At 59.6% G+C, this 26,268-nt stretch carries 20 protein-coding genes and 4 pseudogenes; 7 read left to right on the forward strand and 17 right to left on the reverse strand.

Features of this window, described 5'->3' with window-relative positions; all coding sequences use genetic code 11:
* Window positions 1–25: 25 nt before the first annotated feature.
* The 3 genes and pseudogenes from argC to glnA all read left to right on the forward strand — a co-directional run bounded on the left by argC (window position 26) and on the right by glnA (window position 3,033).
* Window positions 26–959, forward strand: a pseudogene (gene argC / locus AC0V6Z_RS00290) (N-acetyl-gamma-glutamyl-phosphate reductase).
* Between the two features lie 256 nt (window positions 960–1,215).
* Window positions 1,216–1,555: pseudogene (locus AC0V6Z_RS00295) on the forward strand (P-II family nitrogen regulator).
* A 68-nt stretch (window positions 1,556–1,623) separates the two neighbouring features.
* Window positions 1,624–3,033 (forward strand): type I glutamate--ammonia ligase, encoded by a 1,410-nt coding sequence (gene glnA, locus AC0V6Z_RS00300; RefSeq protein WP_472639465.1) that lies wholly within the window; start codon window positions 1,624–1,626, stop codon window positions 3,031–3,033.
* 82 nt (window positions 3,034–3,115) lie between these two features.
* Here the strand turns inward: glnA and AC0V6Z_RS00305 are convergent, their stop codons facing one another.
* On the reverse strand, window positions 3,116–4,885 hold the full coding sequence (locus AC0V6Z_RS00305) for a sensor domain-containing diguanylate cyclase (RefSeq protein WP_472639466.1): 1,770 nt from the start codon (window positions 4,883–4,885) through the stop codon (window positions 3,116–3,118).
* A 214-nt stretch (window positions 4,886–5,099) separates the two neighbouring features.
* Here AC0V6Z_RS00305 and AC0V6Z_RS00310 point away from each other — a divergent pair, with 214 nt between their 5' ends.
* A complete protein-coding gene (locus AC0V6Z_RS00310) occupies window positions 5,100–5,765 on the forward strand; it encodes a lysozyme (RefSeq protein ID WP_472639467.1) in 666 nt (221 codons plus the stop codon).
* A 50-nt stretch (window positions 5,766–5,815) separates the two neighbouring features.
* Here AC0V6Z_RS00310 and AC0V6Z_RS00315 read toward each other — a convergent pair whose 3' ends face one another.
* The 7 genes from AC0V6Z_RS00315 to AC0V6Z_RS00345 all read right to left on the reverse strand — a co-directional run bounded on the left by AC0V6Z_RS00315 (window position 5,816) and on the right by AC0V6Z_RS00345 (window position 14,690).
* Window positions 5,816–6,034 carry a hypothetical protein gene (locus AC0V6Z_RS00315; RefSeq protein WP_472639468.1) on the reverse strand — a complete coding sequence of 73 codons (219 nt, stop codon included), beginning with the start codon at window positions 6,032–6,034 and terminating at the stop codon, window positions 5,816–5,818.
* A 4-nt stretch (window positions 6,035–6,038) separates the two neighbouring features.
* Window positions 6,039–6,371 (reverse strand): translocation/assembly module TamB domain-containing protein, encoded by a 333-nt coding sequence (locus AC0V6Z_RS00320; protein WP_472639469.1) that lies wholly within the window; start codon window positions 6,369–6,371, stop codon window positions 6,039–6,041.
* Window positions 6,352–8,067 (reverse strand): translocation/assembly module TamB domain-containing protein, encoded by a 1,716-nt coding sequence (locus AC0V6Z_RS00325; RefSeq protein WP_472639470.1) that lies wholly within the window; start codon window positions 8,065–8,067, stop codon window positions 6,352–6,354. The genes AC0V6Z_RS00320 and AC0V6Z_RS00325 overlap by 20 nt, the downstream gene beginning before the upstream one ends.
* Window positions 8,004–10,019 (reverse strand): AsmA family protein, encoded by a 2,016-nt coding sequence (locus AC0V6Z_RS00330; RefSeq protein ID WP_472639471.1) that lies wholly within the window; start codon window positions 10,017–10,019, stop codon window positions 8,004–8,006. Before AC0V6Z_RS00330 ends, AC0V6Z_RS00325 begins: the two co-directional genes overlap by 64 nt.
* A complete protein-coding gene (locus AC0V6Z_RS00335) occupies window positions 10,019–12,220 on the reverse strand; it encodes an autotransporter assembly complex protein TamA (protein WP_472639472.1) in 2,202 nt (733 codons plus the stop codon). Before AC0V6Z_RS00335 ends, AC0V6Z_RS00330 begins: the two co-directional genes overlap by 1 nt.
* Window positions 12,221–12,269: 49 nt before the next feature.
* Window positions 12,270–13,115, reverse strand: a complete 846-nt coding sequence (locus tag AC0V6Z_RS00340; RefSeq protein WP_472639473.1) for an arginyltransferase — start codon at window positions 13,113–13,115, stop codon at window positions 12,270–12,272.
* Between the two features lie 309 nt (window positions 13,116–13,424).
* Complete coding sequence (locus tag AC0V6Z_RS00345; RefSeq protein WP_472640805.1) at window positions 13,425–14,690, reverse strand: threonine ammonia-lyase; 1,266 nt, start codon at window positions 14,688–14,690, stop codon at window positions 13,425–13,427.
* Between the two features lie 99 nt (window positions 14,691–14,789).
* On the opposite strand from AC0V6Z_RS00345, the gene AC0V6Z_RS00350 reads away from it, so the two are divergent.
* The 3 genes from AC0V6Z_RS00350 (at window position 14,790) to AC0V6Z_RS00360 (ending at window position 17,997) form a co-directional block, all read left to right on the forward strand.
* Entirely contained in the window at window positions 14,790–15,707 is a 918-nt protein-coding gene (locus tag AC0V6Z_RS00350) for an NAD(P)-dependent oxidoreductase (RefSeq protein ID WP_472639474.1), read from the forward strand.
* Between the two features lie 9 nt (window positions 15,708–15,716).
* Window positions 15,717–17,381 (forward strand): amidohydrolase, encoded by a 1,665-nt coding sequence (locus AC0V6Z_RS00355; protein ID WP_472639475.1) that lies wholly within the window; start codon window positions 15,717–15,719, stop codon window positions 17,379–17,381.
* Window positions 17,382–17,778: 397 nt separating this feature from the next.
* Complete coding sequence (locus AC0V6Z_RS00360; RefSeq protein ID WP_472639476.1) at window positions 17,779–17,997, forward strand: hypothetical protein; 219 nt, start codon at window positions 17,779–17,781, stop codon at window positions 17,995–17,997.
* 367 nt (window positions 17,998–18,364) lie between these two features.
* On the opposite strand, the gene tatC is transcribed toward AC0V6Z_RS00360, so the two are convergent.
* The 9 genes and pseudogenes from tatC to AC0V6Z_RS00405 form a co-directional block, all read right to left on the reverse strand.
* Window positions 18,365–19,258 (reverse strand): twin-arginine translocase subunit TatC, encoded by an 894-nt coding sequence (gene tatC / locus AC0V6Z_RS00365; protein WP_472639477.1) that lies wholly within the window; start codon window positions 19,256–19,258, stop codon window positions 18,365–18,367.
* Between the two features lie 9 nt (window positions 19,259–19,267).
* Complete coding sequence (gene tatB / locus AC0V6Z_RS00370; RefSeq protein WP_472639478.1) at window positions 19,268–19,840, reverse strand: Sec-independent protein translocase protein TatB; 573 nt, start codon at window positions 19,838–19,840, stop codon at window positions 19,268–19,270.
* 40 nt (window positions 19,841–19,880) lie between these two features.
* A complete protein-coding gene (locus AC0V6Z_RS00375) occupies window positions 19,881–20,132 on the reverse strand; it encodes a Sec-independent protein translocase subunit TatA (RefSeq protein ID WP_472639479.1) in 252 nt (83 codons plus the stop codon).
* A gap of 68 nt (window positions 20,133–20,200) precedes the next feature.
* Complete coding sequence (gene scpB / locus AC0V6Z_RS00380) at window positions 20,201–20,860, reverse strand: SMC-Scp complex subunit ScpB (RefSeq protein WP_472640806.1); 660 nt, start codon at window positions 20,858–20,860, stop codon at window positions 20,201–20,203.
* 62 nt (window positions 20,861–20,922) lie between these two features.
* Window positions 20,923–21,769: pseudogene (locus tag AC0V6Z_RS00385) on the reverse strand (segregation and condensation protein A).
* A gap of 14 nt (window positions 21,770–21,783) precedes the next feature.
* The gene (gene nagZ / locus AC0V6Z_RS00390; RefSeq protein ID WP_472639480.1) at window positions 21,784–22,803 is read right to left on the reverse strand and encodes a beta-N-acetylhexosaminidase; all 1,020 of its coding nucleotides are present in this window, start codon (window positions 22,801–22,803) and stop codon (window positions 21,784–21,786) included.
* Between the two features lie 81 nt (window positions 22,804–22,884).
* Window positions 22,885–23,613 (reverse strand): SPOR domain-containing protein, encoded by a 729-nt coding sequence (locus AC0V6Z_RS00395; protein WP_472639481.1) that lies wholly within the window; start codon window positions 23,611–23,613, stop codon window positions 22,885–22,887.
* Between the two features lie 58 nt (window positions 23,614–23,671).
* Window positions 23,672–25,421, reverse strand: a pseudogene (gene argS, locus AC0V6Z_RS00400) (arginine--tRNA ligase).
* Between the two features lie 157 nt (window positions 25,422–25,578).
* Window positions 25,579–26,229: a hypothetical protein gene (locus AC0V6Z_RS00405; RefSeq protein WP_472639482.1), complete on the reverse strand. Its 651-nt coding sequence runs from the start codon at window positions 26,227–26,229 to the stop codon at window positions 25,579–25,581.
* Window positions 26,230–26,268: the final 39 nt, after the last annotated feature.

Below are 26,268 nucleotides of genomic sequence, written 5' to 3' on the forward strand. Positions count from 1 at the left end.
CGCGTCAGCGGCTAAACAGCGCAGCATGACAACACGCATTTTCATTGATGGGGCCGCCGGGACTACCGGCTTGGAAATCCGCGAGCGTCTGGCCGCGCGCAGCGAATTTGAGCTGCTGGTGCTGGACAATGACCGCCGCAAGGACGAGGCCGCGCGCAAAGAGGCTTTACACGAAGCCGATGTCGCGATCCTGTGTCTGCCCGACGATGCGGCGCGCGATGCCGTGGCCCTGGCCAACGGGTCAAACACGCGGATCATCGATGCCTCCAGCGCGCACCGGGTCGCCGATGGTTGGACCTATGGCTTTCCAGAGATCATCGGGCATGACAAAATTGTCGAGGCGCAATTTGTCTCCAATCCAGGGTGCTATCCGACCGGCTTTCTTGCTCTGATCGCGCCGCTGGTTCGTGCGGGGCTGCTGCCAACCGATTGGCCCTACACCGTCAACGCGGTGAGCGGATATTCTGGCGGCGGAAATGCCCTGATCAAACGGATTGAGGACGAACCTGATCTCGCCTTTCGCAGCTATGGCCTAGACATGGCTCATAAGCACCGGCCCGAGATGAAGCTGCATGCAGGACTAGCCCATGGCGTGATTTTCGCGCCAGCAGTTGTGCGCGCCTATCGCGGTATGCTGGTCGAAGTGCCGCTTCACCTGGGCGCGATTGATAGCAAGCTAACGCCAGACCACCTGCGCGAGGCTCTGGCTGAAAATTACCGCCAGTCATCAATCGTTACCGTCGCCGCATCCGAGCCGCTGACCGAACTGAACGTGCGTGAAGGCGAACCAGCAAGCGATCTCGATGACGCTCTATGTCTGCGGCAATGAGGGTGGTTATCACGCACGCCTGATCGCGCGGTTGGACAACCTTGGCAAAGGCGCCAGCGGCGCGGCGGTTCAAAACCTCAACATCATGTGCGGCCTGCCGGAAACCACAGGCCTTCGCCTGCCCGGTTGAGTCCCTCGCGGCTAAGCAATTTCCCTAAGTCCCTGCCTAATTTTTAGGCAATCAGAGTCTGTGCTTTGGGCAGGCCTATACCTACAAAGCCGGGTGAGACATGATCTTGCGCTGCATCCAATTCAAACGAATGGCCCTTGCGCAGCAGGCCAGATCATCTAACCCAATCCATCACAGAGATTGGCACGATTCTTGGATCGCGCGTGTGACAGTATAAGGCGGCCATAACCGCCTGACAGGGGAGAGCGACCAGGCCGTGAAAAAAGTCGAAGCAATCATCAAGCCATTCAAACTCGACGAAGTGAAGGAGGCGCTGCATGAAATCGGCGTGTCCGGTATCACGGTTACCGAGGCGCGCGGCTTTGGCCAAGCAAAAAGGCCATACAGAGCTCTATCGCGGCGCCGAATATGTCGTCGATTTCCTACCCAAGGTAAAACTCGAAGTCGTCATCAGCGATGATCTGGCCGAACGTGTGGTGGAGGCTATCGCAGCCGCCGCGCAAACCGGCCGCATTGGTGATGGCAAGATCTTCGTCTCGCCGATTGAGACCGCCCTGCGCATCCGCACGGGCGAGACAAACGAAGACGCGATTTAAATTTCAACCACCTCTCTGCTCGCAAAAATGCGGGCGCAAACACCAGATAAGCTGGAGAATTACAGACCATGGCAAGTGCAAAAGACATCGTAAAACAGATCGAGGAACATGACATTGAATGGGTGGACCTGCGTTTCACCGACCCTAAGGGCAAATGGCAGCACCTCACCATGTGCGGCAGTGTTATGGACGAAGACGCGCTTGACGATGGTCTGATGTTCGATGGTTCGTCCATCGAAGGTTGGAAAGCGATCAACGAATCCGACATGATCCTGAAGCCTGATCTGGGCACCGCCTATGTCGATCCGTTCAGCGCGACTCCGACGCTGATCTTGTTCTGCGATATTGTTGAGCCATCTGATGGCCAGCTGTACGCCCGCGACCCGCGCTCCACCGCGAAGCGCGCTGAGGCCTATCTCAAATCAACCGGCATTGGTGACACCATCTATGTCGGGCCAGAGCCTGAGTTCTTCATGTTTGACGATGTCCGCTTTGAAGACGGATATGCCGGATCAGGCTTTGTAATCGACGATATTGAACTGCCAACCAACACTGGCAAGGAATATGAAGGCGGCAATATGGGCCACCGTCCGCGCGCAAAGGGCGGCTATTTCCCAGTTGCTCCGGTCGACAGCGCCAGCGACATTCGCGGCGAAATGGTCGCCACAATGATGGAAATGGGCCTGCCCATGGACAAGCATCACCACGAAGTTGCCGCCGCTCAGCATGAGCTTGGCATTACCTTCGGCAATCTCGTCCAAACCGCTGACCGCGTGCAGATCTATAAGTATGTCGTGCAGCAAGTCGCCCATGCCTATGGCAAGACGGCAACCTTTATGCCTAAGCCGATTAAGGACGATAACGGCAGCGGCATGCACACCCACATGTCGATTTGGAAAGACGGCGTGAACACCTTCGCTGGCAATGAATATGCCGGTCTATCGGAAACCTGCCTCTATTACATTGGCGGCGTCATCAAGCACGCGAAGGCTGTCAACGCCTTCACCAACGCCACCACCAACAACTACAAGCGTCTGGTCCCAGGCTTTGAAGCGCCGGTTCTGCTCGCTTACTCAGCGCGCAACCGCTCTGCCTCTTGCCGCATTCCATACGGTGCTGGCGAGAAAGCCAAGCGGGTTGAGTTCCGTTTCCCAGATGCGCTGGCGAACCCATATCTCGCCTCTGCGGCGCTTATGATGGCCGGTCTCGACGGGATCGAGAACAAGATCCACCCGGGCGAAGCCATGGACAAGAATCTCTATGATCTGCCGCCAGCTGAGCTTGCTGACGTGCCAACCGTTTGCGGCTCCTTGCGCGAGGCGCTTGAGGCTCTGGAAGCAGATCACGAATTCCTGCTGAAGGGTGACGTGTTCTCGAAAGACCAGATCGACGCCTATGCTGAGCTGAAGTGGGAAGAGGTGTCGCGCCTTGAAACCACACCGGCGCCGGTCGAGTTTGACATGTATTACAGCAGCTAATCCAGCGCTGACGCATCACATTAAGGGGGCGCTAAGAGCAATCTTGGCGCCCCTTTTGTTTGGCGCCTCACGCGCGCTGACACTACGCCGCAATACGCAGCAGGTTTCGCCCACTTTGCTTCGCTTGATAAAGGGCGCGGTCGGCCTTCTGCACTGCCTTTTCAACGCCCTCAATCTCGTCGACCGCTGCCAGCCCCGCGCTCATTGTTACCTGCTCTAAACCAGCGATATCCCATGGCTCCGCCGCGACCTCGACACGCAGTCGTTCGACAATGTCATGCGCGGCCGCACCGTCCTCACCGGGCAGGACCACGAGAAACTCTTCCCCGCCGATCCGCCCAACGCAGTCGCCAAGGCGCAATTGTTCAGAAACGATTTGCGCAACACGCTTCAGCACTTTGTCGCCTGCATGATGCCCATGATGATCGTTGACCGCCTTAAAGTGGTCAATATCGATAACTGCAATGGTCATAGGCGTGCCGCTGGCCTTGGCAACGCGGGCCGCTGCGCGCAGTTCGCCAAAGACCTTACGCCGATTGGCGATCCCGGTGAGCTCATCCGTTTCGGATAAACGCAGCGCTGTTTTCGCTTCGCGCAGCGCATCACGCCGCGCCACTCGCAAGGCTTCGAGCGTTTCGGTTTGCTCAGTTATATCCTGAAACGTTCCAAACAACCCTCGGAATGCGCCGGATGCATCATATCTGGGGCGGCCAATGCTGGAGACATAGCGGATGACGCCATCCGGTCTGACAATCCGAGCTTCATAGGCGAAGGGCACGAGGTCTTCCATCGCGGCCAGCAACAACGAGCGAACCCTGTCTCTATCTTCCGGATGATAACGGTTGAGCGAGCCTGCTTCCCCAAGTGGCATCGCCCCGACCGATTGTGGTTCACCTGGATCAATCCCATGAATATGGAACACCTCTTCTGACCAGATCAGTGTCGCATTGTCCGGCTCCAGTGCCCAGTGCCCCACTCGCGCCGTTTTCTCAGCCAGTTCGAGCAATTCGGTCGACTGGACGTAGCGATCAATCAGCTTCGCCTTTTCTGCCATCAGGGCCGACAGAGGCCAGACAGAACACAGCAGGCTAAGCAAATAGAATTGTAGGAACAACGTATCCCATTGCAGCGCGAATTCGCCGATCACCGGGGCTGAAAAATCGGTCTCCAATGTGGCAATCACCGCGATAAGGCTGATACTGATAGCGGCCCCGCGCGAGCCATAGGTGTAGGTCGCAGCGGCAATTGCGATCACTGGCAGGAACAGAAACTGCCCCTCGCCAAGGGCCAGTGCAGCCCAACAAACGATCCCGACGAAGCCGGTGAAAAGTACAAACCGAAGCACCGATCCGCACGAGACCTGCTTGAGTTTAAGTGGAAACTCATTCGCTGCTGCCACGATCAAAGGCGTCACGATCAGCATCCCTAGGCACACCGTCGTGAACCACACTACGAAGAAGGGCAGCGTCAATTCGCCAGCCAGTAAGGCCGCAATGGCCGCGCTCGCTGCGCTGCCAACGACGGCCGCACCGAAAAATGTCGCGAGCCAGCGTTGATCATCCAAAGTTCGCGGAACGCCAGAGGTGCGAATGACCAGCTGGCTGATCAAGAGCCCTTCGACCACATTGGCGGTAGTAAACGCGAGCGCCGTTCCAAGGGATGCACCATAAAGCACATTGGCAGCGATGCTGGCAGCGGCCACTGCAATAGCCATCGCAGCGATCTGATTTCGCCGAGCGAGGAGCAAAGCTGAAACGAAAACACCGCTGGCAGGCCAAACGGTGGCAACCCCGCTGACCCCCAATGCAATTTCAAAGGAGAAGCAGGCCGCCAGAAAATAGGCAGTTCCCACTATGCATCCGATTGCCCAGTTTTTTACCGGGGCGTCAATTTTGGAAGAGTTCCCGTTCATCCAGCGGGGCCTGCGCCACAAATGTTAAGATAGAGCTTTGCAATTGTAACTGGATGTAAAATTTGCATCGGTCGCTGCGCAAACTTTCCATTTTCCTACTTGCCTACAATCTGCCTAATAGGTTCGCCTCTGTTCCCATTAGGAGGCGACCGCCGTGCCAGATCTCACCCAAAAGTCTCGCAAGCCCTTATTCGACACCATCCGCGCGATGCTGGGCCGGGGCTTTCGCAAATCCGAAGTCGTCGCGCTTGATCGCGCAATTGATTGCGCCACCGGGGATAAGACGGCCTGCATGCCTGAGCGCAGCCATGTGTCCGTGCCGATTATTAAATCCGCGCGTTCTGGCATGCGAATTGGAGAGCAAGGCATTGCCATAATCAAACGGTTTGAAGGCTGCGCGCGGCTGCGCACTGATGGCTTGATAGAGGCCTATCCCGACCCCGGCACGGGCAGCGAGCCCTGGACCATCGGTTGGGGCGCAACCGGGCGCGGGCTTGGCGCGGATGACCGGATTGGTCCCGGCACCGTCTGGACTCAGGCAGAATGTGACGCGCGTCTGGAGGAAGACCTTGCGCTATATGCCGCCGACGTCGCGCACGCTCTCGGCGATGCCCGCACCAGCCAGGCTCAATTCGATGCCATGGTGAGCTTTCACTACAACACTGGCGCGATTGCCCGAGCCACCCTGACGCGCAAGCACAAGGCGGGCGATTTCGACGGGGCGATGCGAGAATTTGCCCGCTGGAACAAGGCTGGCGGGCGGGTGCTTAAAGGGCTGACGCGGCGCCGGGCTGCGGAGGCCAAGTTATATGCGTCTTGAGTGTTGCTGCGTCTGTTTTGGACTAGGCCGGAACCCAGCGCCAAGCCTGCTCAATAGTCGCGGCTAATCTCTGCCACCACGCTTTGCCGCCCAATGGTCGACACACTACCTAGCAAGGCCAGCCAGCGCGTGATCCGGTACTCCACGCTGGTGGCGCTGTATCCGCGTCCATCGGTCACGATCTCAACATAGACGCGGCGGCCAAGGTTCTTGCCCAGCGCCACGCCTGTGCCGCGGTTAAGCGCAGGATCGGCGCTGACAATGCGCAACTGATCAAGGCCTATCGCATTGCGCAGTGCGGCTAACCGGATCCACCCCGCCGCCGCCGCGCAGGCTCGCCAAGGCTGCGCCCAATTGCAGCGCATCGGTGGCGGACAGGCTGGTGATCGAACCGCCGAACAGCAGGCGAGCGAGGATTTCCTCCTCCGGCAATTGCGGGTTAGAGCCAAAGGTGATCTCTGGACTTTCGGAATTGCCGCCGATCGCCACCGTCACATTGACGCCATCCGCACTTGTAGCCGCCTCGATGTCGAGGCGCGGATTGATCGGCTGGTTCACGTCAAAGGCGATGCGCCCGCGCGTTAGGTCAAACCGCGTGCCGAGCAAAGGTGTAGGCTCCGCGCACCAACCGCGCCTCGCCGCCGATGCGCGGGTCGCTGGTCGTGCCGCGTAGTGCGATGTCCGCGCCCCATTCGCTGTCCAGACCCAGGCCATCGACGGAAATCCGGCTGTTTGTGCTGGCATCCACCAAATAGCGCCAGGTTGATGCAGAAGCGGTCCTGGGGCGCGCATCAATCGGCGTGTTCACTTCTCTGGTGCGCACCTCGGGCAGTGCCAAATCCTCGGCAGCAACGCCCAGCGCCCAGCTCGCCCGATTGATCCTCAACCGCCCGGCAATGGTTCCCCCGCTGCCATCAGAAATAATCCGCAAGGGTCCAGTCAATGTCGCGGACAGGCCATTGGCGTTGAGCAGGCGTGCATCATCCACCGCCGCGCGCAGATCGATCTGCGGCGGGCGGCCCGATTGCAGTCCGGCGAAATTGACCGACCCGCTCCCGCTGACAGTGCCGCCGCGCGCAGTTGTTCCGGCGAAACGGGCTAGGCGTAGGCGCGATCCAGCGAACTGCCCGCGCACAGCGACATTGGCGATATCTGTGCCAGACAGCGCGCTTTGCACCCGCAGATTGTCGCTCGCGACCCGGCCATTGAACACGGGGTTAGAAAGTGTGCCCGTCACCTTTGAGGAAACCGTCACCGGACCGGTTAGATCAAACGTTTCGATCCCGATCAGGCGCCAAACTCCCTCAGCCGGGCCGTTGTAGTTGAAATCCGCAGCCAGCTTTCCACGCCGCAGCCGCTCCATCAAAGCGCCATTCAGCGGCACCGCAGTAATGTCCGCCTTGACCCGGCCAAGCCGCCGCCCCTCTTCGCGCAGCACCGCGCCGCCGCTCAATCGGCTCGGCGTCAGATCCAGCACCGCAAGCACATCGACTGGGCGCGAGGATAGGACGAGACCGGAACGCGTGAAGTTCTTGATCTCAACCCTGGCGTTGGCGTTCGGCGGCGCGCTGCCCGTTTGGCGGTAATCGATCAGGCCAGAGATGACACCGCCAAAGCCAAGATCAGCAATCGCGAGATCGGCCAGCGAGAGCGGCATGTCGGCAAGTTTCGCCTGCACGGCGGTCTCCGCCCCGCCAAGCGCGCCCTCAACGATGGCATAGCCGCGGCCAAACCCGACCTGCGTTGGGGCAAGGCTCCAACCCTCCTGCCCCTCGGCCCGGGTCAGGACTGCGCGGCGAGGCATCGTAATATCGCGGCCTGCAAACTCACCCCGCGCCAGGAGCGCGAGGCGACGCGGCGCGATATCGCCATCAAACTTCAGCGCAAAGCGATCGCTCCGCCGTCCGGCAATCGACCCGGTCGCCTTACCTGTTCCATCGGTAACATCGGCCTTGCCCGCGAAGCGGCCGATGAACAGCGCGCCATATTCCAGGCCGGAGCCAGAGATGTCAGCATTGATGCGGCTGGATCCCTCGGTGAAGGCTCCGTTCGCGTTGATATCGGCGCTGGCCAAAGCCAAAGTGGTGGCCCCGCCAAAGCGCGCGCCGCGGACCGTCAAATCGGCGTCGAAGGCCTGAGCCGTCCCCTCTGGCACCAGCGCGATTGTCCCGCCAATGCCGCCGCCACTGAGCGTCAGATTTCCGCTTAGGCCGCGCTCTTCCAAAGCGAGCGCACCTGTCACATCAGTGCGCCAGATTTTGAGGCTTGAGATGTCGATCCGCGCCGGACCATCGCCGGGCAAGGCAAGGCCCAGTGCCCCTTTAAACGGGCCAAGCAGAGACCCCCCTCGGTATCGATCGCAAAGCCATTGTCACTCGGCGCAATCGCGACGCGGACATTGGCGAGACCAGCTGCGGGCAAGGGATCCGCGAAGACCAAAGTCGCGCGCGGGCCATCACCGCCGAACGCTCCATCAATCGTGAAGTCGCCGTAGTCCGCGTGCCGCCCGGAGCCGACAAGGCTAGTCGTGCCATCAACCACTCGTCCATCAGCAGCGAGAGACAGTTTCACGCTGTCCGCCTCCAGCGCGGTGAAGGAGAACGGCGAATTGCCACCGACCGAGAGCCCGCCGCGCAGTTTTATCGGGCCGCCAGCTACATTGGCGACCGTCTCATTGGCGATGCTGGACAGCTCGCCTGCAAAATTCGCTCGCAGGCTCCAGGGGATGTTCGCACCCAGTTTCAGCAGGACTTTTGCGGTCGCATTGGCACTGCCAATATCGGGCAGATCAAACCCGCGCGCACTGACCGGCCCGGCCAACGCATAAACCCCCGCCGACGTGTCACCTCGCAGCGTGAGATTGGCCCCAAGCGTTTCAAAGGCGAGGCGCAGGTTATCGCTGGTAAGGCGTCCCTCTCGCCAATCTAGGCCGCCGCGCAAAATGCCGCTGGTCAGCTTCGGGTCGAGCGCGGCAATGCCAGTCGTTACCCCGCCGCTGGTCGTATCGAGCGGCACCGACCAACCGGCTCCATCATAGCGCGCCGTGCCGGACTGGACGATATTGGCGACCTCAGTCTCGCCAGAGATAAGCGTGCCGATTTGCAGGGAATGCTCGGCCGCTAACTCACGGAATGGGCCGTTCAATGTTGCGGAAAGCCGGGTGTTTTGCAGCGAGACGGCTGAACCGAGCAGCGCAGGATCGCGCAGCAGAGCGCTCAGCCCAAAGCCATCAAAACGGTTGTCAGCCAGATCAACCGCGCCCTGGCCCCGCGCGAACAGTGCGGGGGTAGCCGCAGCAAACCTTCCGTCAAAAGTGCTGTCTTCCAGCGTTCCAACCAGCGACAGCGAAAGAGCATCGCCCAATGCCCGTGCCGCGATCCCAGTGCCGGTGATCGGCGGAGAAACCTGCCCCAACAGGCTGTATTCGCCCGCGCGATTGGTGATCTGAAAACCGGCGACGCGCGACGGATCTTCACCGCCCATCTCCTCCACCAGCAGATGGCCGAGCCATTTCTCCCATGTCCCCTCGCCATCAATGCGTGCGCGGTAGCCGCGATCAAGCCCCGCCATTTGCGCAATCACACCAGCGGCGGGCGCGGCATAGTCGAGCTTTATGTCGAACTCGTCGCCATCCGGCATGGCGTTCAGCAGCAGGGCGATGCGATCTTCGCGGCCCAAAGTGCCTTCCAAATCGACAAAGACACGACCAGAGCGGATGTCAGCCTCCGCCGACAGGTTCACTTGCTGCGCATCCTCACCGGCAATGCCTGGGGCAAGCGTCAGGCTGTCGATGGTCAGCTCATCAACGCGAATATCAAAGTCTGGCAGGATCGGTGCGTCTGGGTCGCCGGGAAGCAGCTCGGGCAACCGGCTGAGCGTGCCGCGCCGCGCGCTAAGCTCTCGAATGTCGATGCCGGTGGTCAGCCAGGCGAGCGGGTTCCAATTGAGATCAACCTCCGGGATCGCGAGGAATTCTCCCACCGGATCAAACACCGTCACATCGTGCAGCGTAGCCTTTCCGTAAATATCGCCCTCGATCCGCCCAACCTCAAAGCGCAGCCCTGATGCTGGCGCGACTTGAGCAATCTGATCGGTCACAAAGCGCTTGCCGATTGGCGTGCTCAAAAACGCGGCAGCCAGCACCAGCGGCAAGAGGATAATCGCCAACGCCCAGCCAAGCCGCTTTGCCCAGCGCCGCTTGCGCTTCACCGGTGAGCTGTCAGCCTGCGTCTCGATCACGGCTTCGTCGCTCATCAGAACGCCTGCCCCAGGCTGACATAGACGACAACCGGACTGTCGAACTCATTGGGATTGAGCGGCACGCCAACATCGACACGGATCGGGCCGAACCCGGTTTTGTACCGCGCGCCCACACCAGCACCGACGCGGATCAGGCCGAAATCCGGCGTGTTGTCGACCGAGACAGAGCCCGCATCAACGAAGGGCACCACTTCCAGTGCACCGTCGAACAAGCCCGTTTCGATCCGCGCTTCGAGCGAAAATTCCACTAATGAGCGCCCGCCTGTGGCTTCTCCGGTGTCGGGATTGCGCGGACCGATGGCTTGAAAGCCATAGCCGCGCACCGAACCGCCACCGCCAGCATAGAGCCGCCTTGAAGGCGCAATGGCATCAACACCCGCCCCCTGAATGGTCGCGAATTTCGCGCGGCTGGCAATTACAGTGGAACCGACCGATTGGTAGTAGGTCGCATCCGCTTCGCTGCGGAAATAGAAGCTGGTTGCCCCGCGCGATTGCGAAACCTCAGGCGCAAGGAAACCGGTAAGCCGGTATCCGCTTGTGGGGTCGAGCAGATCATCGCTGGCATCGATGGTTGCGCGGCCAAACAGCGCGCCAATGACAAAGTCCTGACGCGGGGATTCCGCGCCATCAATCCCTTGGTTGCGCTCATCAGAATACAGCAACTCGCCGCCCAGTGCCCAGCTGAATGGCTTTTGGAACAGCAGGTTGGAAAGCCGCTCAAATGTGCCGCGCAGGCCAATCGTGCGGGCATCCACCGCCTCGGTTTCAATATCACTGGCATAAGTATCGAGGGTAAGGACTTGGTCACGTGCGCGGAAATTGCCTCGCTTGAGGCTGAGGCTGGCCAGTCGTTCGCGCGTGCCGAGGATCCCGCGCAGGGTCAGCGCCCCTTCTGGCGGGAAGAGATTGCGGTGTTCCCACCCCGCCTCAACCTTCAGGCCATCCTCAGAGCCAAAGCCAATCGCGCCAGAAATCGTGCGCAGCTTGGCCTGCTCAATCCCAACATCGAGTGCGACTACGCCCGGCTCATCACCGCGTGGCGGAGTGATTTCTCTGGGCGTCACGGTGACCGTCGAAACCAGTCCCGTCGCTGTGACCGCCCGGCGCAGGTCAAATTCCTGACTGCGCCGATAGATATCACCCGGATCAAAGCGCGCAATCCGCGAGAGGTGCTTGCCAGACAGGAACTCCGGCTGGCTACTGGTGACTTCGCCGAAGACATATTTGCCGCCTGGCTCAACCGGCAGTGTCAAATCGCCCTCGCGCCGGGCGTGATCGATCAGCAATTCCGGCTCTTCGATCTCCGCAAAGGGATAGCCGCTTTCGCCCAGCGCCGTATCCAGCGCAATCTGCTGCTCAACAATCCGGTCGGCATACAGCGGGTCGCCAGGCTGGATCGCAAAGGCATTGCGCAGATCGAGATAATCGAGCGCGCTGGAAAGAGCGCCGAGATTGATCTCGCCAAAAGAGTATCGCGGGCCAGGCAGAATATCGAAGCGAGCACGCGGCCGAGCGCTGGCGGTGTCTTCACCGGGTCGAACGCCGGACAGTTGGCGGATCACCTGGCCATCGTAATAGCCATAATTGCGCAAAGTTCGCTGAAGCAGGTCTTGATCAGACCGCGCACGCGCCGCCAATTGCGCGATACTGGCCTCGCCGCCGCCCAGAGTTTCCACGGTAGAAAGTGCTTCAAATCGGGCGAGAAACGCCGCACGCTCAGGGAAACCCTCTGCATCGGCGGGAAAACCCAACTCCAATTCGTCAGATATGTCGAATCGGGCGAGCTCTGGCAGGTCGATGAGATCGGGCGCATCAATCTCCGCCAGCGCCTCGGCCTCAGGATCAGGGGTAAGCGGTTCGGGCACCGCAATCGTCAGCGTTTCGAGTTCTTCGGCGACCCGGTCCGGCGCACCCGCAATATCGGTCACGGGATCGTTCGCTGGATCAGGGTTGTCCAAGACCGTTGCGGCTGGCCCCGCGCCTTGCGTCGCCCAGCCTTCGGCATTCTCCACCGCGCTATCCGGGATCAGATCTTCAAGCGAACGCAGCGCTGGCGGAGCAGCAGGTGCTGGCGCTTCGCTTGGGCTTTCTTGGGACACTGCACCCTCGGCATTACCCTCGATGGCGCGTTCATTTTTGGCCGGTTGCACAACCTCTGGCGAGGCATTCTGCGCATAGGCATACGGACCATGCACAGCGCAGCCCATCGCCGCAGCAAGCCCGATGCCTCGCAATGTCAGAGGATTATGTCGCTGGAAATTTGACCGGCTGGCCGTCTTTACCGCGCGCGCCCTTGATCGGCTCGTCAAGCGAGTCTTTGGGCGCAGTGGCCTCAGCAATAAGCTCGCTTTGCTCTTCATCGGACATACGTTGCCAGCCGTCACGGGTCAGCCGTTCGAGCGGGCGATAGCGCACCTTATATTGCATCCGCGGCGATCCTTCGACCCAGTAGCCCAAATAGACATAGGGAAGCCCTTGCTCCGCAGCGCGCACTATGTGGTCGAGAATGATAAAGTTGCCAAGCCCCGCGCGGGCTTCATGATCGGGATCATAAAAGCTGTAAATCATCGACAGACCGTCGCCTTGGCGATCAGTCAGACAGGCACCGACCAACCGGCCTGGCTCGCCATTTCGGCTTGGCTCACGGTATTCGACAACATAGCTGGTGACCGGCGTATGCTCGACCATGTCAGCATAATCGAGTTCGTCCATTGCCGCCATGCCGCCATCGGGGTGGCGCGCGCCCAAATATTTGGCGAGCAGCTCAAACTGCTCATCGGTTGCCCATGGCCGGCACTCGGTAACAACGAGATCTTTGTTGCGCTTCATCAGCCGCCTTTGCGTACTGGAAGGCTTGAACTCGTCTGAGACAACCCGCACCGAAACACACGCCTGGCAATCAATGCAGCTAGGCCGATAGGCGACCGTTTGGCTGCGACGAAAACCAATCCGGCCAAGCGCTTCGTTCAACTGATCCGCATGCCCGCCTTTAAGCTCAGTGAAGACCTTGCGCTCGCTTTTGCCCGGCAAATATGGGCAAGGCGCAGGGCTGGTAACAAAGAAACGAGGAAAGCGGATCGGGGCCGTCACGAGTTTGCCTTGCGTCCTCTTGCAAAGGGTGAATCAGGGGATTGGGCGTTAAGACATTCTTATGCCTGTTTGGCCGCCGCAGTAAAAGTATCTTAACCACAAAACAGCGTTAATAAAGTCTTACTTTGCACATTTCGCCGCAGGAATGGCGCAATTGCGTGGGGTAAGAATTGGGATTGACGTCGATCCAGATACAGTTTGTGCGCCAGAGGTTAACGCGTAACTGAACGAAAAGCAGTCGAGATACGCCAGCGCCCTCAGGTTCGCAGAAGGGCGATCATGTGAGGCCAGCAATGTCTCAGAAGCGGCTTAAGCAAGCTCCGCCACGGTTACTTTGTAATCCGCCTCGCGTAGCGCCGCGACCAAAGCATTGAGTTGATCGGCGTCGCGTGCCTCGCATTCAATGTCAGTTATCAAGCCCTTCGCAGGCAGCGTGGTGAAGATGCGCTGGTGATAGATCTCGATGATGTTCACATTGTGCGCGTCGAACAGCCGCATGACCTTGAACAAAGCGCCTGGGCGATCCTGCAAAGTCACACGCAGACGCGCCAGCCGCCCTTGCCGCGCAAGATCGCGCAGAAGAACATTTGCCAGTAGGCGGGTGTCGATATTGCCGCCGCACAAAACCATGCCCAGCGACTTTCCGGCGAAGCGTTCTGGATGCTGCAAGACCGCGGCAAGGCCAGCCGCGCCCGCGCCTTCGACAACGGTCTTCTCAATTTGCAATAATAAGGCGACCGCCTTTTCCAGCGCTGGTTCATCAACCAACAGGATATCATCGACTCGATCTGCAATCACCTTGCTCGTGAATTCGCCGGGCTGTTTGACCGCGATCCCCTCAGCCAAAGTGTCGCCGCCGCAGATCCGCTCTTCGCCCTTGATCCGCGCATACATGCTGGGAAACAGGCTTGCTTGAACTCCAACCATTTCGATGTCCGGATTGAGCGCGCGGGCGACTGTAGACATACCAGAGATGAGACCGCCGCCACCAATGGGCGTGACCAGGCAATCAAGGTCAGACTTTTGTTCCAGCATCTCCAAGGCAACGGTGCCTTGGCCAGCGGCAACATGCGGATCGTCAAACGGGTGCACAAACGTCAGCCCCATTTCCTGTTCCAGCTTACGCGCATGGGCGTTGGCATCGTCAAATGTCTCGCCTTCGAGCACGACATTACCGCCGACGCTCTCGGTTTGCATCACTTTAACTGTCGGCGTGGTGCGAGGCATCACAATCGTCACCGGTACGCCCAGCCGCGTGCCATGATAAGACAGCCCTTGGCTATGGTTTCCCGCAGACGCCGCGATCACACCGCGAGTACGCTGTTCTTCGGTCAGTTGCAGCAAGGCGTTGAGGGCGCCACGTTCTTTGTAAGCGGCAGTGAATTGCAAGTTCTCAAATTTCAGCCAAATCTCTGCGCCGGTAATCTGCGACAGAGTTATCGAGTGCATCATCGGCGTTTTGACCACCGCGCCATCAATGCGCGCCGCGGCGGCTCGCACATGATCAAGGGTGAGGTCAGCAGGGCCGCAATTCGCAGGGGCTGATGTGATGGCAGAGGCAGATTGTGCTGTCATAGTGCCGGGGCGAGTAAGCCTTTGCAGAGCGAAGGGCAATTCCAATTGCGCGATCTGCTTTATTGGCAGCTAGGGCAATTGCCATTACTGCCTCGCCCCATGAGCAAAATCCAAGTGAATTCGGACCTGACAATCGCCTTTATCGGCCTTGGTGTGATGGGCGGCCCTATGACCGGGCATCTCGCGCGCGCAGGCCACAAAGTAAGAGCGTACAACCGTTCACCAGAACGCGCAGCCAGGTGGCAAGGTGTCTGGGCCAAGGAAGGCCTCGACGTCGCTTTCGCCGCATCACCTGCAGAGGCGGCGATCAGCGCGGATATCGTTTTTACCTGCGTGGGCAATGATGAAGACCTCGCCAGCGTGACCTTTGGAGAGACCGGCGTCTTGAGCGCGATTGCAGAAGGCGCTTTGCTGGTCGATCACACGACCGTATCAGCAGATATGGCCCGGCAGCTGGCGGCGGCCTGTACGGCCAAAAACGTGGATTGCGTGGACGCCCCAGTTTCGGGCGGACAGGCTGGCGCAGAAAACGGTCAGCTCGCGATCATGTGTGGCGGCAGCGAAGAAGCCTTGGCCCGCGCCGCTCCGATCATGGATTGCTACGCCAAATCCATTGTCCATGTCGGAGAAGTTGGTGCTGGGCAGACAGCCAAGATGGCCAATCAGATGTGCATCGCCGGTATACTTGCTGGCCTGTCCGAGGCCATAAGGCTGGCCGAGGCCGCTGGCCTTGATATGGACAAGACCTATCAAGCGATCTCTGGCGGGGCGGCGCAAAGCTGGCAAATGGACAATCGCTGGGCCACCATGGCAGCCGATAGTTTCGACTTCGGCTTTGCCATCGATTGGATGCGCAAGGATTTAGGCTATGCTCTGGACGAGGCAAAACGCCTGGGGCTGTCTTCACCCGTGACAGCGCTGGTCGATCAATTCTATGCCGAAGTGCAAGCGGGAGGAGGCGGGCGCCGCGACACCAGCGCGCTCATCACCCGGCTGCCGCAAACCAAGAAGGACTAAGACAGAGATATGATCCGCAAACTCACCGCCGCGCTCGGCGCCGCCACAGCTATTCTCGCGCTCAGCGCCAGTCCTGCTGCGGCTGACACGTTGGTTTATAATGTCGATGGCATCACCATAGGCGAAGACGGCGAACTGAAGCGGTTCGTCGGACTGGTGTTTGATGAGGAAGGCAAGATCACCGATCTGGTCGAGCGCGGTGAGGAGCGGCCCGGCGACATCGACTTTGGCGTGGACGGCGAAGGCCGGGTCATGCTGCCCGGGATGATCGATGCACACTTGCACGTCATGGGCGTTGGCTTTGGCGCGCTGACGCTTGATCTGTCGCAAACCACCTCGCTAGAAGACGCGTTGGCAAAGATCGCAGAATTCGCCGCGGAGAATCCTGGAAGGCCATGGATCCTTGGCCGCGGCTGGAACCAGGAGAAATGGGGCCTGGGCCGGTTCCCAACCGCCGAGGAATTGGATGCAGTTGTGCCTGATCGTCCCGTCTGGCTGAGCCGAGTGGATGGCCATGCGAGCTGGGCCAATACAAAGGCGATGGAAGCCGCCAGCGTAACAGCCGCCTCGCAGTCACCCAGCGGCGGGCGGATCATCCGCAAGCCCGGCAGCCAGGAACCAGCAGGCGTCTTCGTGGATGCAGCGGAAAGTCTGGTGAATGCGGTGGTGCCCCCGCCCCGCCCGGAAGACCGCGATCTGGCGTTGCGCAAAGCGCAGGAAATTCTCTTCGCCAATGGCGTGACCGCTGCGGCCGACATGGGCACCTCGATTGAAGACTGGCAGACCTATCGGCGCGCAGGCGACAATGGCACGCTCAAGATGCGGATCATGTCCTACGCCCGCGATATTGAGACGATGTCGCTGATCGGTGGGCCTGGCCCAACACCTTGGCTGTATGATGACCGCCTGCGCATGGGCGGGATCAAGCTCTATCTCGATGGCGCTCTGGGCTCGCGCGGGGCAACGCTGAAAGAACCCTATGCCGATGAGCCTGGCACACGCGGCCTGCCGCTGTTGTCGCAGGCGCAATTGCGTAATTTGATGAGCCGTGCAGCGCTCGATAACTTCCAGCCTGCCGTCCATGCGATTGGTGATGCGGCAAACTCCGATGTGCTGGCTGCGATTGAGGAGCTCAACTCAAGCTACACTGGCGATCGCCGCTGGCGGATCGAACATGCCCAGATTGCCGATCCAGCTGACCTGCCAACCTTTGGCAAGTTCGGGATCATCGCCTCAATGCAACCTCTACACCAAACCTCTGACCGCCTAATGGCAGAGGCACGGCTTGGGCCCGACCGTCTCGGCGGTGCCTATGCCTGGCGCAGCGTGCTGAATGTTGGAGGGCGCCTGGCCTTTGGATCTGACGCTCCGGTGGAACCTGCTGATGCCTTCGCCGGCCTTGCTGTCGCAATCAGCCGCACGGATGCGGATGGTCAGCCCTTTGGGGGATGGCGTGCGCAGGAAACGGTGAGCCGAGAGCAAGCTCTACGAGCTTTTACCGCGGATGCCGCCTTTGCCGGATTTGCCGATGGGCGCTTTGGACGCTTGATACCCGGCGAGCGTGCCGACTTCTTGTTGGTCGACCGTGATCCGATGCTGGCCTCACCCGAAGGCATCCGCGCAACCCAAATCAGCGAAGTATGGGTTGGCGGCGAGCAAGTCGTCGCGCGCTAAGCCCACGCGGCCTCTGCGCGGTTGCACGTGGCGCATCACAGGGCCATTGTCTGATTGATCACAAAGTGAATTGTTCGAAGCACACGGATACCCTGCTCTGGATAAAGTATTAAGTGGTCCTGGGTATGTTCGAGTTGAGCTACGAGGAGTGAGAACCGATTCGGTGCTCGCGTGCTATTTGAAGAGGGGCATAGTGAGCAGTTGCAGCATTTTTCGCACTCGAAAGTGCGTCAAAAATGCATCATGTCGCAGACTGTTTCGCTACACCTCTGATAGAAAAGGATTTTAAAGACCATTTTGGCTGCACTACATTGCAGATTAGGGTTGCCATGAAGAAATTGATCGCCTAATTAACCAACGAATTCCGAATTCAAGAAAATCAATCAGGAGAATATTGATGAAATTCCGTACGCTTGCCGCTGCAACAGCAGCAGTTTCGCTCGCAGCAACCCCGGCTATCGCAGAAGCCGCATTTGACCGTTCGGCTGCTCCAGTCGAAGGCGAAAGCGAACTCGAAGGCGGCTCGGGCATCATTATTGCAATTCTGGCAGCAGCAGCTGTCATTGCGGGCATCGTGATCGCTGCAGACGGCGACGACGATCCCGTCAGCGCCTAAGACGCGAAACACTATCAAGAAGAATTACGGGGTCCTTCGGGACCCCGTTTTTTGACCTTTTGGGAGATCAATCGGTGGGGCGATGGCCGCACGCTCAGCACAGGTTTAGGCCCTTAGTGTAATTGATGCTTTGAAGGATCGGATGTTAAGGCATGCTCGCCAGCAAATCTGCCAACATGCTTGGAACGATAGCACCAATGCGTTGCAGCTATTCTTCCACTGACCTTCATAGGGCGCGAAAACTATCTCACTTACAGCCCTCGGTCGGATTACGCCTAGATCAAATTCGCGTCCGCTATTGATGTGCTAGCCAAAGAACCAAGACTTGCCAGCGTTGGTGGCAAAGCGCTAAGCTTAAGCGAAAGCTCTAGACCTCGCCCAAATCGCTACGACCAACAGCCTCATCGTCATCTCCCCCTAAAGCAGCGGCAGACACGTCTCCGCCCTCCACAATGCTTCCTTCGTCCGACGCATCCGCATCTTCGCCCTCGGCACTTTCATCATTGCCACGCCCGCGCTCTTGCAAGCGCATCAGCACAAGCGATCCTTCGAACAGCAACAACAGAGGCACCGCCAGGATCACCTGTGAACCGGGATCAGGGGGCGTCACCACTGCAGCAAGCGCCACAACGCCGACAATCACATAGCGGCGAGCGGCAACGAATTGCGCCCGCGTGACGATGCCTGCCCGGTTCAACAGCAGCAGCAAGACCGGCAGCAGAAAGCTCATCCCAAAGGCGAGAATGAACTGCATCACCAGACTGAGATAGTCACCAGCAGCGGGTAGAGCCTCAATATTGAGACCGCCAGCTTCGCCCTCAAAGGTCAGAAACCACCGAAACGCCGTTGGCATAACAATAAAGTACGCCAGCGAACCTCCTGCTAAGAACAGCACCGGCGTTGCCAGTAGAAACGGCAGAAACGCCTTCTTTTCTTTCGCGTAGAGACCCGGCGCGATGAAGGCCCACAATTGGTTCGCAATCACCGGGAAGCTGATGAAGAACCCGGCGAATAGAGCGACCTTCAACTCTACGAAGAACACTTCATAAAGTTTGGTAAAAATCAGCTGGCCCTCGCCTTCAGGAAAAGCGTCTTTCAGAGGCTGAATCAAGAAGCCCAAAATCTCGTCTGCGAAATATAAGCAAACGCAAAACGCCAGTGTCAGCGCAATGACCGAGCGCACCAGGCGGCTGCGCAGTTCGATCAAATGATCAAGCAACGGTGCCTGCGTCTCGTCGATATCTCTTATGCCCAGAGCCATTGCCGATCTCTAGCCCTTGCTCTTCGACGAAGGTTTTGGCTTGGCCTTAGATGTGCTTTTCGAAGCGACTTCAGGCTTCTTTGCGGCCTTCTTAGCTTTGGGTTTCGGGCGCGCAGCAAGCGGCAGCTCCGGTTCTTTCGCCTCAGCTTCGGCGGCACCATCCGCTTTCTTTGCCGCCTTGGCCGCTGACTGACTGCTCGCGCTTGCCTTAGGTTTCGTGGTCGCCTTTGCTTCAGCCGTGGCAGGTTCGGGCGCTACGGACGTCGCCACTTCGGGCGCCTGGGCTTTGGGCGCAACAGGCGGAGGGCCAGTCATCACCGGCTCACCAACGGCGGCTTCTGCCGAGCCAGACTGGCGCTTCATGATCTCTTCGTTCTGCGCCTGCCACTTCTTTTCCATGTCCTCCAGATCGGCTTCGCGCACCATCGCATCAATGCCTGTGCGAAAATGCGAGGAAACCTTGCGGACCTTGCCAATCCAGCGGCCAGCCGTACGCATAGCCAAAGGCAAATCCTTTGGCCCGATTACGATCACCGCGACAATCACGATGACCAGCAATTCTGCGGCGCCTAAATCGAACATATTTAGCTGGTCCGGCGCAATGCCGCTCTCTGTTCAGAGGTTACTTGGACGCGTCTTTCTGCTCTGCAGATGCGGTCTCGCTCGTCGCCGCGCTCTTGTCCGCAGGCGGTTCAATTTGCCCGGCTAGCTCCGATGGCTTGGCCGCAGGGGCGTCGACGTCCTCGCTCATGCCCTTTTTAAAGCTGGAGATGCCTTTGCCGAAGTCGCCCATCATTTCTGAAATGCGGCCTCGCCCAAACAGGATGAGGACCACGACGGCGACGATGGCGATTTGCCAGACACTAAAACCCATGGGGGAATGACTTTCTCTGCTTAACCTAGAACGCCAATATAGGCGCGATGACGGCGCGGCGCCAGTCGCTAATCCAATGCATGCGGCGGAGAGTTGGTATCAGCATCAGCCGAGCCGGAGTTTTCTGAAGTTTCAACAGCGTTTGAGGTCTCTGCATCTGCCTCGTCTTGCTCCTCAGACACGGCATCGCTGCCCGATACTTCCGCCTCGTCTGTATCGCCAGTGTCCGGGCTCATCGCCTCTTCCAGCGCATCATCAACCGGGTCGAGCAGGCCAGCCGCCTTCAGCTCGTCAATGCCCGGCAAGTCGCGGCGCGAGCTTAGCCCAAAGTGATCGAGAAATTCCGGCGTTGTCGCATAAATAACCGGGCGGCCCGGCACATCGCGGCGGCCAGCCAGCCTGATCCAACCCGCCTCCATCAGCACATCGAGCGTGCCCTTGGCGGTCTGAACCCCGCGAATGGATTCGATGTCAGCTCGGCTAACCGGCTCATGATAGGCGATAATGGCAAGCACTTCGGTCGCGGCGCGGCTCAAACGGCGCACTTGCTCACGCTCTCTACGCAGCAAATGCGCAAGGTCCGGTGCGGTTTCAAAATGCCAGCGTTTGCCGCGCTCCACCAGATGGACGCCGCGTTTTTCGTAAAACTCGCTCAGTTCTTTTAGTCCATCGCGCACATCGGAATGGCTGATCCCGCCCAGATGCGTGCCCAATGCCTCAATGCTCATTGGCTCTTCAGAGGCAAACAAAGTCGCCTCTAGGCTGCGCGCGATCTCGCTCGGCCCTTCGATCACTGCGCGCTCACTTTCTCTCGCAGGCGGCGAATGCGCAGCGCGCCGTAGGCCTCTTCCTGAGACAGCTCTGCCCGGCCCAGCCTCGCTAGCTCAAGCGCAGCGACGAAGCTGGAGGCGAGCGCAGACTTGCGCAGTTTCGGCTCTGCATGCGGCGGCAGGAAGTCACGAATCTCCATCCAATCAAGCGTGACGCCCAGCATGGAAGAGACCCGCTCCAGCGCGCTGTCGAGCGTCATAACCGGGCGATCAGAGACGTGATAGATACGCGGCGCGGTGCGCGCCTTCACTTGTCCGTAAGCCTGGATCAGTGAGAAACTATCGCACTTCCACTGCGTCTTGCGATCGATCCGCAAACCCTCTGGTGCGCCGCGCGTGAAGATGTCGCGTCCAATCCGGTCGCGCCCCATCAGACGGGCTGCGGCCTCGCGCATCGCGCCCAAACGCTGGAGCCGCAATTGCAGACGCATCGCCAGCTCTTCTGGACTTGGGTCTTCCTGCTCATCCTTGGGCAACAGCAGCGCGGATTTGAGATACGCCAGCCACGCCGCCATCACGAGATAATCGGCGGCCAGCTCAAGCCGCATGGCCTCCGCCTCCTCAACATAGGTGAGGTATTGATCGACCAGCGCGAGGATCGAGATTTGCCGAAGGTCGACTTTTTGCCTGGCGCGCAAGGTCCAGCAAAAGATCGAGCGGCCCTTCCCAACCATCAAGCTCTAGATAGAGCGCCTTCTCACGCTCGCTCTTTTCTGACGCCGCGCCATCGGGATCGCCCCAATGCGCTTCGCCAGCGCTGTTCACGCTGCCTGGCTCCGGCTTTTCGCCGCTGCCGCCCTCTAGCATGAAGCCATCAGCGCTCATGCCGCCGCCTCCGCAATGTTCAGCAGAGCATCGCGTTTTGCGAGCAGGTCGGACGCCTCGCCCAAGTCATCACGCAGCTGAGTGCTTTCCAGCGCGCGATGGAGCCGCACCGCCGTCGCTTCAGACATGGCAGGCAGAACCTCAGCTATACCGCGCATATCATCCATCTTGCCCCAGCAATTGAGGATAATGTCGCAGCCCGCAGCATGCGCCTTGGCCGAGCGCTCTGGGATCGTGCCCTCCAGCGCTTCCATATCTATATCATCGGTCAGCAGCAGGCCGTCAAAGCCAATAGCCCCACGAATGATCTCGGCAATCACTTTGGAGGACAACGTAGCCGGATTGTCTGCATCCCAGACCGGGAATAGGAGGTGCGCCGTCATCCCCATCGGAACAGAATTAAGCGTCCGAAATGGAGCAATATCGCTCTCCAATTCCTCTGCGCTGGCATCCACTCGCGGCATTTCCTTGTGCGAATCCACTGTGGCTCGGCCGTGACCTGGCATATGCTTGATACAACCAGCAACTCCGCCAGTAGTCAGGCCATCAAGGGTCGCACGTCCCAAAGCGGCAACCTGCACGGGGTCACTGCCCAAAGCGCGGTCTCCGATCGCATCGGTTGTTCCCGGTTGGCGAACATCGAGCGGTGGGTGATAGGTGACCGTAATGCCCATCGCCGACAGTTCCAGCGCCATCGCATGGGCATTTGCCCGAGCGGCTTCGATCGCGCTGGCAGGTGCAATTTGATAGAGCCGGTCGAACGCCTCGCCTGCGGGATAATGCGCCCATTGCGGTGGACGCAGCCGAGCAACCCGGCCGCCCTCTTGATCGATAGAGACCAGCAAGCGGTCACGGCCATGCAGACTGCGCAGATCATCCGTCAACGCGCGCAGCTGCTCTGCATTGTCGCAATTTCGGCCAAACAGGATGTAGCCCGCCGGATCGGCCTCCTTAAAGAAGGCGCGTTCCTCCTCGGTTAGCGCGGGGCCAGAAAGTCCAAAGATGGCCGGTGTCATTGGCGAAACCTTGCAGGCGCGCCCGGTTCAATCAAGCGTGGTAACCCTGATCCGTGGGGAAAAGTGGCTGGACTTGTCGCCTCAACGCTTCACCTGGCAGGCAACGCCATCCGCCTTGAGATCGCTACAGAGCTTTTGCGCAGCGGCAAGATTGCCCGCCACCGCCTGCAAACGGTAGACCGTACCGATGTCCGCCTCGCCCTTTTGGACGCGGTGACGCACACCGCTGAGCACGCTGGTCTGACGCGTCAGCGTGACCCAGCCAGCCTCGGCCTTAGCGCGGGTGCCATAGGCGCCAACTTGCACGCCAACGGCGCTGCTTGCGGCGGGCTTATCCTCGGTGCTGCGGGTCGCGATGGCAGGGCCGGTGCTGCCCGAATTGGCGCCGGAGCCGCTGCCCGATGCAGTGCCGGCCGCATCAGAGCCGCCCGCGCCTGCACCATTTTCAGCGCCTGAACCGGCGCCTTCACCCGCTTCGGCGACTACGCCGTCACGGCTCTGGCCTTCGCCAACGGCCGGGGCGACATTGCCGGTACCTGCAAATTCTTTGCCACCGGGATCATCCGGACGCTCTTTATAAGGGCCCTCTGGCGCCACGATCGTGCTTCCATCGGCGACCAATTCCTGATCGCCGGTTTTGTTGGTGACGAACCACACCGCGCCGATCACACCGGCCAACACGACCAGCAGGATCGCGGCAAAGCCAATAATCCGGGCGGCATCTACCCCGCCATCATCATCTTCTTCGTCGGATTCCAGCCACGGCAGGCTTTCTTCTTCTGACAAGTCAAGTTCGGCTGCATCGCTCATAATTGTCGCCCGCAGACATCACCGCCCGCGGCCCCTTCCATTAAAAGCCTCTCGGCCCTCACATAGATTCCACCGCCTCAACGCCGAGCACGCCGAGACCATTACGGATCACTTGCCCGATTGCGTCAGCAAGGAAAAGCCGTGTACCCGTTAAACCAGCATCTTGTTCCAAGATGAAGCGCTTTTGCGGCGAATCATTGCCGAGGTTCCAGAAAGTGTGAAGCTCTGAGGCCAAATCATAAAGATAAAAGGCGATCCTATGGGGCTCGCGCGCCTTTGCGGCGGCCTCGATCTCACGCGGGAATTGCGCGGCAAAACGGATCAGAGCCAGCTCTTCATCGCCCAATTGCGCTAAATTCTTGTCCGATGGGGCCAGACCAGCCTCGGCTGCCTTGCGCAGGGTCGAACGGATCCGCGCATGCGCATATTGGACATAGAAGACCGGATTGTCCTTGCTCGCCTCGACCACCTTGGCGAAATCAAACTCCATCTGCGCCTCAGGTTTACGGGTCAGCATGGTGAAACGCACCACATCCTTGCCCACTTCGCTGGCCACATCGGCGAGCGTGACAAAGGTGCCAGAGCGTTTCGACATCTTCACCGGCTCACCGCCGCGCAGCAGCTGAACCATTTGCACCAGCTTGACGTCGAACGGGGTTGGGCTGCCCTGCCCTTCGCCCAGCGCCGCAACCGCGGCTTTGATCCGCTTAACTGTGCCGACGTGATCCGCGCCCCAGATATTGATCATCGCATCGGCGTTTTGCGCCTTTTGCATATGATAGGCGAGATCGGCACCGAAATAGGTCCAGGAACCGGAAGATTTCTTAATCGGTCGGTCCTGATCATCGCCAAATTTGGTCGAGCGGAACAGCGGCAACTCAACCGGCTCCCAGTCCTCAGGCGGGGCCTTGCCTTTAGGCGCTTCAAGCACGCCGTCATAAACCAGATCATGCTCGCGCAGCCACGCCTCGGCGGAATCGGGTTTCCCCTCGCGGTGCAACTGAGCCTCTGAGGCAAAGACATTGTGATGAATGCCCAGCACAGCCAGATCAGCCTTGATCAGCTCCATCATCGCATCGACGGATTGCTCGCGAAACAGCGCGAGCCATTCGCTTTCATCCGCGTTCGCGTAGGCATCGCCGTGTTCTTTCGCGAGCGCCGCGCCGAGCGGTTTCAAGTAGTCTCCGGGATAGAGCCCTTCTGGGATCGCGCCAATATCCTCGCCCAGCGCCTCGCGGTAACGCAGATGCGCGGAGCGAGCGAGCACGTCGACCTGACCGCCCGCGTCATTGATGTAATATTCGCGCACCACCGAATGGCTAGGCAAATTCGAGCAGGCTGGCTAGCGCATCGCCTACCACTGCGCCCCGGCAATGGCCCATATGCATTGGCCCGGTCGGGTTCGCAGAGACATATTCGACGTTCACCGTGGTGCCCGCGCCCATCTCAGAGCGGCCATAGGCGTCGGCCTTCGCAGCTATTGCAGCTAGCTCAGCCAGCCACGCAGCGGGATCGAGCCGCAGGTTGATGAAACCCGGTCCGGCGATCTCTGCATTGGTGATTTGCGGGTCCGCCTCAAGCTTCGCCGCGATTTTCTCAGCCAACGCGCGCGGATTGGTCTTCGCCTGCTTTGCCAGCACCATGGCGGCATTGGTTGCCAGATCACCATGGCTTGGATCTCGCGGCGGCTCCAGCGTAACATTGGCGAAATTGGTACCCTCAGGCAGCACGCCTTCCGCTTCCAAAGCCTGAAGCGCGCTGTGGGTCTTGGCCGCAAAGGCGGCGTAGAGTGTTGGTTGATCAGTCATAGGAAGCACGCGCTACCTTAATTTTCTGCTTGCGCAAGAGGATCGCGGTCCGAGCAACGGTCGCAGAGCGACCGCAAGGCCGACCGGCCGCCCGCAGCGACGCGACCTTTGGTCGCATGAGCGAGGAAATCGCACACCGGATGGTGTGCAGAACGACTTAACGCGTGGCGTTATAGGCCAGCTGCTGCTCAGTCAGTTGAAAGCCGACCAGCATTTCAAAACTGGTTCGCTGGATCGCCGCGCGGACCTCTGGTGCAGACAACGGATCAAGCGCGGCATCGACATCGCCAGGTCGTCGCTTGCGTGTGATCCGCTCACGGATATCGGCGGGCAAGGTCGCATCTGCACGGTTGATGTAAGAAGCAGCGGTTCCGCTGGCCTGCGCGCGCTCCTGGCCATCAGCGAAATTGATCGTCACTTCGCCAATGCGTTTTGAAACAACTGCGCTGCCGCCCTGCAGAACAGTAACGAAGTAAGGTACCGTGACGGTGCGTGCGCCGCGAACGTCGGTGCGGCGGGCCAGGACGTCAAAACTCGCTTGGCTGTAGACCTTCTCGCCGCCCTCATCACAGGTGTGGCGCAGATTCGTGATCGTCGCGGTCATATCCAGATTGGCCGCCGTCTGATCGCCAGCCGCACGAAACGCAGTGATATCGCCGGTATAGTCAGGAATGCCGACCGATGGGCAAGATGTCAGGACGGCGGTGATACCGACCCCTTGATCAACCACCAACTCGCCTTCGCGGGCACAGCCAGCAAGGGCAGCAACAAGAGCTAGAGCAGGCAAAATCGGCTTGCGAAACGTCATCAACTGGGTCGTCCTCGATTAATCGATCCAATGCGCACG

The sequence above is a fragment of the Erythrobacter sp. SN6-5 genome (assembly GCF_057364945.1).

What these genes read in the sequence shown, in the direction of transcription:
- AC0V6Z_RS00330 (WP_472639471.1), bottom strand. Translation starts at nt 10,019, where the DNA reads ATGAGCGACGAAGCCGTGATCGAGACGCAGGCTGACAGCTCACCGGTG.
- AC0V6Z_RS00405 (WP_472639482.1), bottom strand. Translation starts at nt 26,229, where the DNA reads ATGACGTTTCGCAAGCCGATTTTGCCTGCTCTAGCTCTTGTTGCTGCC.
- tatC (WP_472639477.1), bottom strand. Translation starts at nt 19,258, where the DNA reads ATGGCTCTGGGCATAAGAGATATCGACGAGACGCAGGCACCGTTGCTT.
- glnA (WP_472639465.1), top strand. Translation starts at nt 1,624, where the DNA reads ATGGCAAGTGCAAAAGACATCGTAAAACAGATCGAGGAACATGACATT.
- AC0V6Z_RS00345 (WP_472640805.1), bottom strand. Translation starts at nt 14,690, where the DNA reads ATGACAGCACAATCTGCCTCTGCCATCACATCAGCCCCTGCGAATTGC.
- AC0V6Z_RS00375 (WP_472639479.1), bottom strand. Translation starts at nt 20,132, where the DNA reads ATGGGTTTTAGTGTCTGGCAAATCGCCATCGTCGCCGTCGTGGTCCTC.
- AC0V6Z_RS00395 (WP_472639481.1), bottom strand. Translation starts at nt 23,613, where the DNA reads ATGAGCGATGCAGCCGAACTTGACTTGTCAGAAGAAGAAAGCCTGCCG.
- AC0V6Z_RS00355 (WP_472639475.1), top strand. Translation starts at nt 15,717, where the DNA reads ATGATCCGCAAACTCACCGCCGCGCTCGGCGCCGCCACAGCTATTCTC.
- AC0V6Z_RS00350 (WP_472639474.1), top strand. Translation starts at nt 14,790, where the DNA reads ATGAGCAAAATCCAAGTGAATTCGGACCTGACAATCGCCTTTATCGGC.
- scpB (WP_472640806.1), bottom strand. Translation starts at nt 20,860, where the DNA reads ATGAGCATTGAGGCATTGGGCACGCATCTGGGCGGGATCAGCCATTCC.
- tatB (WP_472639478.1), bottom strand. Translation starts at nt 19,840, where the DNA reads ATGTTCGATTTAGGCGCCGCAGAATTGCTGGTCATCGTGATTGTCGCG.
- AC0V6Z_RS00360 (WP_472639476.1), top strand. Translation starts at nt 17,779, where the DNA reads ATGAAATTCCGTACGCTTGCCGCTGCAACAGCAGCAGTTTCGCTCGCA.
- nagZ (WP_472639480.1), bottom strand. Translation starts at nt 22,803, where the DNA reads ATGACACCGGCCATCTTTGGACTTTCTGGCCCCGCGCTAACCGAGGAG.